The following is a 1,047-nucleotide window of genomic DNA, read 5'->3' as shown; positions in this document are numbered from 1 at the left end:
TATTATATATGAAGGCCGCGGGCGAAAAGTTTTAGATAATGGTAAAACGGTTACTAAAATATTTGATAAGAAAAAACGTTTAAATCGTATTACTGATGAGTGGCTTGAAGCATATCACGAAGTTCATGAAAGGTATGGATTCGTACCTAAGTTATATGACTTCACAGATGATAAAACAATTGTCATGGAAAAAATTCACGGTACACCAATAACTAAATTATCTAAAACAGATTTTAAAAATGACTATTTTAAAATTATATCAAAATCATTTAAAATATTTAGCAACCTATACGAGTATAACATAAATAGATCTAATTGGTTTCGGCATTGTGATACAGTAACTCAAAACTTTATGTGGGATGGGGAAAATCTAACACTAATAGATCCAGAATCTTGGTTTGTACTTACCGATGCAGCTAGATACAGGCCAGGAAAGCCAAAAGCACCAAAGGACTTTTTTGCTGATCAGATGCTATCAAACTTATCACACGAAATAACAAGGTGGGCACTTTAATGTATGAATATAAAGCAAAGATATTAAGAATCGTTGACGGTGATACTGTTGACGTGGATATAGATTTAGGATTTGGTATCTCTTTAAACCGAGAACGTGTACGAATGATGGGTATTGACACACCAGAATCTCGTACTCGTGACTTAACGGAGAAAGCGTTTGGACTTGCAGCAAAAGAAAGACTCAAAGATCTCTTGCCTATTGGATCGACAGCACGCCTTAAAACAGAGATTGATAAATCTGGAGAGGATAAGAAGGGTAAATTTGGAAGAATCCTTGGGGACTTCTACGTATACTATGATATTAAAGATACGGAAGTTGGCTGTACTGAGATTCTCATTGAAGAGGGTTATGGAGTACCATACCACGGACAGTCAAAAGACGAACTCAAAGAAGCGCACCTCGTGAACCGCCAAAGATTAATTGATGCTAGAGTTATAGATCCATCGCTTCTAGATCTTGACCAGTAGTCCACTCATAACATTGATAGCGCACAACTTTAAAACCATTACCTTCGAAGATACGTATTCCTT

Annotated in this window: 2 protein-coding genes; both read left to right on the top strand. The window is 36.2% G+C overall.

Features of this window, described 5'->3' with window-relative positions; genetic code table 11:
• A partial coding sequence (locus AC3WVG_RS12280; RefSeq protein WP_488798404.1) for a BUD32 family EKC/KEOPS complex subunit occupies positions 1-514 on the top strand: 514 nt, incomplete at its 5' end.
• A complete protein-coding gene (locus tag AC3WVG_RS12275; RefSeq protein WP_488798403.1) occupies positions 514-984 on the top strand; it encodes a thermonuclease family protein in 471 nt (156 codons plus the stop codon). The genes AC3WVG_RS12280 and AC3WVG_RS12275, both read left to right, overlap by 1 nt.
• The last annotated feature ends 63 nt before the right edge of the window (positions 985-1,047 follow it).

The organism is Desulfovulcanus sp. (assembly GCF_982781345.1).
This window is presented reverse-complemented; position numbering and strand designations above follow the sequence as displayed.